At 36.4% G+C, this 8090-nt stretch carries 5 protein-coding genes and 1 pseudogene; 2 read left to right on the forward strand and 4 right to left on the reverse strand.

Annotated elements, in window-relative coordinates; genetic code table 11:
• Window positions 1–10: 10 nt before the first annotated feature.
• Entirely contained in the window at window positions 11–1180 is a 1170-nt protein-coding gene (locus tag DBX25_RS01310; protein WP_157950838.1) for an SEC-C metal-binding domain-containing protein, read from the reverse strand.
• Window positions 1181–1351: 171 nt separating this feature from the next.
• On the opposite strand from DBX25_RS01310, the gene DBX25_RS01315 reads away from it, so the two are divergent.
• On the forward strand, window positions 1352–1675 hold the full coding sequence (locus tag DBX25_RS01315; protein ID WP_108668976.1) for a hypothetical protein: 324 nt from the start codon (window positions 1352–1354) through the stop codon (window positions 1673–1675).
• 141 nt (window positions 1676–1816) lie between these two features.
• On the opposite strand, the pseudogene DBX25_RS01320 reads toward DBX25_RS01315, so the two are convergent.
• From DBX25_RS01320 to DBX25_RS01330, 3 genes and pseudogenes are all read right to left on the reverse strand, one after another.
• Window positions 1817–4057: pseudogene (locus tag DBX25_RS01320) on the reverse strand (TOTE conflict system archaeo-eukaryotic primase domain-containing protein).
• Between the two features lie 182 nt (window positions 4058–4239).
• Window positions 4240–4584 (reverse strand): hypothetical protein, encoded by a 345-nt coding sequence (locus DBX25_RS01325; RefSeq protein WP_108668977.1) that lies wholly within the window; start codon window positions 4582–4584, stop codon window positions 4240–4242.
• A 50-nt stretch (window positions 4585–4634) separates the two neighbouring features.
• Window positions 4635–5174 (reverse strand): hypothetical protein, encoded by a 540-nt coding sequence (locus DBX25_RS01330; protein ID WP_108668978.1) that lies wholly within the window; start codon window positions 5172–5174, stop codon window positions 4635–4637.
• Between the two features lie 264 nt (window positions 5175–5438).
• Between DBX25_RS01330 and DBX25_RS01335 the strand changes: the two genes are divergently transcribed.
• On the forward strand, window positions 5439–7952 hold the full coding sequence (locus DBX25_RS01335) for a bifunctional 2',3'-cyclic-nucleotide 2'-phosphodiesterase/3'-nucleotidase (protein ID WP_240620103.1): 2514 nt from the start codon (window positions 5439–5441) through the stop codon (window positions 7950–7952).
• The last annotated feature ends 138 nt before the right edge of the window (window positions 7953–8090 follow it).

Genomic DNA, 8090 nt, shown 5'->3' on the forward strand with positions numbered 1-8090 from the left:
CTTTCTAATCTTACAAACAACATTTTTTATATTTCTTGCCACTGCCACAAGGACAAGGGTCATTTCTACCTACTGTTTCTTTAATTCCTGCTGGTGGTGCAGCTACCATGTGCTGTTGTAAATCCTCTAGTCTTCTATCTTCTGCTAATAAGTTCATTCTCAAATTATTCAAATATGGCTTATCAATCTTATTTAAGATTAGATTGACGTAAAGAGGTTCTTCGAGATCGAGCAGTGATTTATCATACCCATTCTGAAGCATGTTCTCGACTAATGGAATTGCTTCCACAGATAAATGTTGGCACAAGGCATCTGCTATCAGTGTTTGGATGGATTTGTTGGTAGTATGCGAAAATAGTCGAAGTAAAGCTTCATGAGCGGACTTTGACTTGATTTTTCCTAGTATATCTATTGTGTAAAAATAAGAATTTTCATTGAAGGCAATCTGTTCAACTTGATTGACTACAGCGTCAGTACCAATCTTAATCAATGCTTTCATTGCCTCTTCATGTGCAAGATAATCATCTACTTGACAGAGAATATCGACTAATTCTGTAATCATGTTCTCATTTCGTAGTTCACCAATTAAATAAATCATAAATATTCCTTCAAATGAAAGGAAGTTATTTTGATTTAATTTACTTTGGAGTCCATTTTCCAACTTCACATCTAGATTTTCTCCACGACTTAGTAACTCATCCATCATCCTTTTTGCTAAAGAAAAATTCTCAGGCTGATGTCCGTTTTCATCTAAATACTGCGCAAGTTCGATTAACTCCAAAGATAATTGCTTATTGTCGAGCGATTTCATTTTTTCAAGAGACTCTAAAAAACCTCTATTAATATATTCAGGTAGTTCATTCCGATAGCTTAAGAGAAGGTTTGTGCTAGCATTCAACAGCAGCTTAGCGTACCAATGTTTGTTCTCTAGCTTCGGTTCGGATTCAAATCTTTTGATGATTTCTTTAAGTCCAGCTTCGCTTATAGGGAGAAAATCGATATGGGGAAGAATGGTCACTCTATTTTTGTTTTTTAAGCCAATGTCGACTCCTTTTAAAGCTGTTAAGAGAGTATCCGTTTTTAGAAGATAGCTATCTTTTAATATTCTCACAGCATACTGTTGAACGAATTGATCTTCATTCAACAGAGCTTGTTCCATTCTTTCAAGAAAATTGGTCATACGGTTTAATCCTTTCGATCTTGTTTCTATTAGTGTACCGAGAATTATATTAAGTGTCATCTATTCAAAGTAAGTATTGTTCATACAGATGTAAACAAATTGGAAAGATGATAGAAATTCTAATCATGAAATATGGGTGATATAATAGGGTAATTGAAGGAGTTGATAAAAATGGACGAAAAGCGCTTAGATCGTATGGAAGAGATGCTAACGAATTTAATTACAATGGTTAGCGATATAAGAAGCGAATTAGCAGAATTCAGAAAAGAAATGAAGGATTTCAAAGAAGATATGGTCCAATTCAATTATGAATTCAAAAACATTGGATTAAAAAAAGATACATTGGATTCCGCAGACGAAAAGTACAGCTTACGTAAACAGACCGGGAAGAATTTTGATGATTTTACCAATGTTCTTACCGAAATGCGAGGAGTTCAAGAACTTACTTGGGAAAAGGCGATTAGAAATGAGAGAGAAATTGCTAAACTAAATTGACGTCTTGATTTTGTAGCTTCAAAATAAACCCTCATATTAGAAGGCCGCTTACTCCTCACGTTTAAATTTTTCCTCTTTGGATGTAGAGAACCATTATGAATCATCATAACCTGTGGTCGATTGCCACAGGTTATGTCATTTTCAAAACAACCTCATTTGTTCTGAGCTGTTTTTATCTTTTCCTTCTATTTTATATCCCATCGTTATATAACCAGTCATTCGTTTTTCAAACATCGTTTTCAACATGGAAATATGATGATCGACATAATCATACACTCTAACTTCTTGTTTATTTGGGTGTACTCGATGTAATCGGCCTACATATTGTTGCAGTTTTCCTTTCCAGGAGATCGGCATGGCGAGAAATAGTGTATCTAATCTAGAATCGTCGAAGCCTTCACCAATGTATTTTCCACTAGCAATAATCAGTCTTTCTGCATCATCGGGAATTTCTGCAAGTCTCTCCAATTCTATTCTTTGTTCTTTTTTAGACATGCTGCCAGAAAGAGTGATAATATTTTTTGCAAATCCTCTAAACATGGACTTTAATTCATTTAAATGATCAATTCGTTCAGTTAAAATCATAGGAGATCTTCCTGCGTCCAGCTCTTTTAGTACATCATTAAACAATTGTTGATTTCTCCCGTTATCAGTAGACATTTGCTGATAAAGTTCCTGAATGCTTGACGAATTTGATGTGAAATTTGTTTTTCTCTGAAGCAGCTTGTGAGTAAAAGGAAGTACCTTTGCTTGTGTTTTCGCATCCACCTTATATCGAATTGGTCCGCATTGCATAAAGATTATAGGTTGCAGACCATCTTTACGGATCGGAGTTGCAGTTAATCCGTGTACATATTTTGCTCGAATTTGTTTTAAGATTTTTTCAAAGCTAAAGGCTGATATGTGGTGGCATTCATCCACAATGACTTGTCCGTATTGAGTAATGAAGGATTTAAGTTCTCCTTTATATCATAGGCTCTGCATGGTCGCTACATCGATTTTTCCTGTGATTTTACTTTTTCCTCCACCAATTTGTCCAATTTCACTTGGGGGAACGTTGAGAAAAGCCGATAGTCTTTCAATCCATTGATGAAGAAGTTGTTTACGATCTACGATTATTAAGGTATTTGTTTTTCTTCTTGCAATAAGAGCGGCAGCCGTTACTGTTTTCCCAAATCCAGTGGTTGCGGATATTATACCATTTGAATGATTGAATAGTTCTGAAACGGCATCTACTTGTTGGGAGGTAAGTTGTCCATTAAAAGAAACTTCAAAATTCTTTCCCTCATAGGTATTGTCCTTCATATTAATTTTAATCGCTTGCTCGCTTGCTAGTTTTTGCAAGCTTTCAAAACACCCTCTTGGAAAAATAATATGGTTCTCATTTTCATCATAGCAGCTTATTAATCTGGAAATTCCGTAAGTAGACATCCTTTTTTTCTGAGCTTTATAATATTCTGGATTATTGAATGTCGCCAGATTCATAATTTTTGCATAGAGGAATGGAGGTATTTCTTCTTTATTTATATAGATGCCATTTTTAAGAGTGACATTGATGTCTATAGGATTATTATCAGTAGTTTCAATGACTTGGGGCTGGGATTTGGAATCCATCATTACTCTCTCAATGTCTCTTTTTGATATTTTTTCCACAGAGGATAGATACATCCATTGATCTGGATAAGGAGTAAACGATTCATCTACAAACACACTATTGCCTTGCTTCTTTGCATGAAGATGCAAAGGAAGTGCAATGAGATTTCCGAAGCCTCCTTTAGGAAGGGTATCTTGATTTGGAATCATCCGATCAAAAGAATCCAGCCCAACTTCATTTCTCTTTTCTAAAGTTTTGGATAGTAAGATTGTTCCTAGTTTTCTAGCAAGTTTAGCCGGGATGTTTTCATTAAAGAACATCCATACATGTGCACAGTTACCAGATTGGGAGCGTTCGATATGAATTGGGATTCTATAAGCCTTGCAAATTTCAGCAAAAGCTAGAACGTCCTTCTGCCAGTTTTGTTTATCAAAATCTAATGCCAAAAAGGAACAAGTTTCATCTTGATACATGGGATAGATGCCGATAGAAATATCCCCTTTGAGATGATTAAACAGGACCTGGTCTGTTAAGGGTGATAACTGTCTATGCTGACACTGAATACATTTGATTTCAGGCTTCTTGCAAATCGGTTTTTGCCACTCTAAATCACAAGCTGTCGTATACCCCTTCTTCCCATCCTGTGACATCCACTTTTTTGCGAATGCATCCGTTCTTCCCTTGAATAGAGATTGTATTAGCTTAATTTTTTCTTGAGGTAGGGAACGGTTAGTAAGGAGTGAATTCTTGACATGAACGTTGGAAGAAGATTTGCGGTTATTCATCATAGCAGCAAGAAGTTTTTTAAGATATTCATTTTCCTTTTTGAGAGAGTGTAACTCATTATGTAAGTTTTCAATATTCACTATAGGAACCTCGAAGTTTGGGGTGCCTGTCACCACCCGGAATTTGTTGAGTTTTGTCGAAAATACTAAATAGGACAGAGGGTTTTAGTCTCTGTCCTATATATTTACCACATTTGATCCGACGGAATGTAAAAGCACATTTCATAATTTGTGTTGTATGGGTTTTTATATATAGAAATTTCCCAACCTGAATCTATATAGGTTACTTTGTAATTGCTTTCGGTGCACATTTTATTTACATGTTCTTTAAAGACTTCCATATTGATGATACCCACTTTGTAGGTAGTTATCGCAATTAAACCTTCAATCTCTTTTTCGGTTGTCAGTTTTTTCGTAGCTACAAAATAGGTATCTTTCGTTAGAGTAACGCCGTCTCTCGTACTACCTTGTAATCCTTTAACCCAATACATGACAAGGTTTTTTGGATTAGTTTTACTCCAAAAAGACATGTTTCCTATTTTTCCGCCATTGAAATCGTTATAACTAACATTTTGGACACTTAAATCATATTGAGCGCCATGCTTACTTCCAAATCATAGTATTCTTTTTCAACTTCATTAAGTTTTGAAATATCAATTACAGGTATTGGATCGGCCACTGGCTTTGTATTTTCTTCATTTTTAGTGACTGGTTTAGAAGGTTCTTGGTTTTTAGGTGGAGCTGGTTTATTTGTTGAAACAGCCCCTATTGGTTTGTTGATTTGATCTAATAGGGCCTTTGGAATCACCGCATATTTAACTGCTCCAGAATGTTTAACGAACTTCCCCTGTCCTAATTGATATAACCCAATTCCTTTTGAAAAGACGCCAAATTCCTGTCCTTTCTTTGCTTTCTGTACAATTCCTATTTTTCCTTTAGAATCTTTCTTTTGAATGAATGTTTCTTTTACTATAGTAATTTTTTTGATCATACCTTTTTGCACTTTTACTTTTCCAAACATCACATCTTTGCTTGTTGCAGCTACGGAAACAGGAGTTAACACACTAATGAATAGCAAAAAAGCTGTCACTAAAATAAATCTGGTTTTGATTTTTCTCATAGTTGAACTCGATTCTCTAGTAAATTAAAAATCCTTTAGTAATTTACCAAAATATTCTTATGTAGGTAGTATTTTAATAGTGATTTGAGAGATAAAATAATTCGAAATGAAAGGCTTTTCGACAAATTACGGGTGGTGACAGGCACCTTATACTTAATAAAATCTAACAAAATATTTACATTTTTTAGGTGACTTCCAAACTATGATTATGCTACTATGAATAGGCTGCTGAATTTTTTGAATAGTATCAAAGGGGGAAGTATTTTGAAAAAGGTCAATAAAAAGAAAGCGTTTGCAAGTGCAACTCTGGCATTAGGGATGATGATTCCATTAGCTGTTCCTGCTGTTTCGTATGCAGAAGTAATGGATAAAGATATTGTTAAACTTCGTATTATGGAGACTACAGACATACATAGCCATGTAATGAACTACGACTACTTCCAAGGGAAAGAAGATCATAAAGTTGGTTTTGTTAAAACAGCTTCTTTAATCAAAAAAGCAAAAGAAGAAGCTAAGAATAGCGTATTAATCGACAATGGGGACTTGATTCAAGGAAACCCAATGGCTGATTACATTTTAGATAAAAAGGTTCTAGATGAAAAAGGGAAAACGCATCCGGTCTATGAAGCTATGAACTTACTTGGTTATGACGCAGGAAATCTAGGAAACCATGAGTTCAACTTTGGCCTAGAATATTTAGAGCAAGCGAAAAGTGGAGCTAATTTCCCTTACGTAAATGCGAACGTATACAAGTATGATGGCGATAACGATCCAACAAACGATGTAAATATGTACAAACCATATATCATTCTTGATAAAGAAGTGGTAGACGAAGGTGGAACAAAGCATACATTAAAAGTTGGTGTAATCGGTTTCGTTCCACCACAAATCACTCTTTGGGATAAAAAGCATTTAGAGGGCAAAGTTGTCACTCATGATATTTTTGATACAGCAAAAAAATTCGTACCTAAAATGAAAGAAGAAGGCGCGGACGTTATTATTGCAGTTCCTCACTCAGGGTTAGGAAATGTGGAATATGAAAACCTAGCAGAAAATCAAACGTACCAGCTTTCTAATGTAGAGGGTATTGACGCCATCCTATTTGGCCATGCGCATTCCTACTTCCCTGGAAAAGGATTCGATGGAATTAAAGGAATTGATAACAAAAAAGGGACTATTAATGGTGTAGCTGCTATCATGCCTGGATTCTGGGGTAATAACCTTGGTGTCATCGACATGGATCTTAAAAAAGTGGATGGAAAATGGACAGTAGTAGATTCACAATCTACAAATCGCCCTATTTTCGATACGGCTGCAGGCAAACCAACTGTAGATGTGGATAAAGAAATTTTAGATGCTGTACACGACGATCATGAAGGTACGAAAGAATATGTAAGTGCTGAAGTAGGTAAAACTGAAACAGCTCTTTACAGCTATTTCTCTCAAATCCAAGACGATCCAACGATTCAAATCGTGACTCAATCTCAAAAAGAATATATTGAAAAATATATTAAAGGAACTGAGTACGACGGACTTCCTGTATTGTCTGCGGGTGCGCCGTTAAAAGCTGGTCGTGACGGTGTAACAGATTATACAGATATAGCGGTAGGTAAATTGGCGATCAAAGACACTTCTTCACTATATAAATATCCTAACAACACCATCATGGGATTGAAGCTGACTGGAGCTGAAATTATCGAGTGGTTAGAGTGGAGTGCGGGTCAATTCAACCAAATCGACCCTAACAGCAAAGAAGAGCAACTACTTGTAAAAGAAAATAAAAGTGCTGCACCAGGTTTCCCAAGCTATAACTATGATGTAATTGATGGTATTGAGTACCAAATCGATGTAACTCAGCCTGCTCGTTACGATAATGACGGGAAGAAAATTAGCGATAGCAAACGTATTGTTAACGTTATGTTTAACGGCAAACCAATCGACTTGAAGCAATCCTTCATCGTAGCAGCGAATGATTACCGTGCGTCCTTCTCACCTGTAGCAAATCCAGGAGGAAACAAAGTTGTCATCAAATCTCCTGATACGAACCTACAAGTGTTAGTAAACTATATTCGCGAAAAAGGAACAGTGAACCCGAAAGCTGACCAAAACTGGAGCATCGCACCTATCAAAGGTGATGTGAACCTTGTGTTCAAATCCTCTCCAGAAGCGAAGAAATATGCAAACCAATCGAATAATCTTAAATACTTAGAGACGCTTTCTGATGGACTTGCGAAGTATAAAGTAGAATTAAAAGCTGCTACAGCACCTACAAAATCTTTCTCTGATGTTAAAGAAGGATATTGGGCGAAGCAATACATCGAAAGCCTAGCTGGATCTGGCGTAATAAGTGGTAAAGCTGACGGCACTTTTGCTCCTGATGAGAAAATCTCTCGAGGACAATTTGTTGCTCTACTGGTTCGTACACTTGGTTTAAGTGATGGAACAGTAGGTCTAGATAAAGAAATCGAGATAGCTTACAAAAACGGATTAACAGCTAATGCCCCAGTACATTTCGAAGCCAACAAAGCCATCACTCGCGAGCAAATGGCAGCAATGGTTGTACGTGCATACGAAAAGAAAACAGGAAAAGCATACGTAGCTAATAAGTCTGTGAAATACAAAGACAGCAAGAAAATCTACAAAGGCTTCACTGCTTCAATCGATGCAGCAGCTGAATTAGAATTTATGATTGGTAACACTAGCGGCAGATTCGAACCAAAAACAACAGCTACACGCGCTCAAGCAGCGAAAGTAATATACTCTTTCTTAAATAAATAATTTATTTCAAAAAGGCTGGTCCGAAATTTCGGACCAGCCTTTTTAATCGACAAAAACCGGGGCGTGCCTGTCACCACCCGAAGTTCGACAAAAACCGAGTTGTGACAATCACCACGAAAAATGTACTCCAAAAATCGA

This window comes from Peribacillus acanthi (assembly GCF_003073175.1).
GTDB lineage: Bacteria > Bacillota > Bacilli > Bacillales > DSM-1321 > Bacillus_BN > Bacillus_BN acanthi.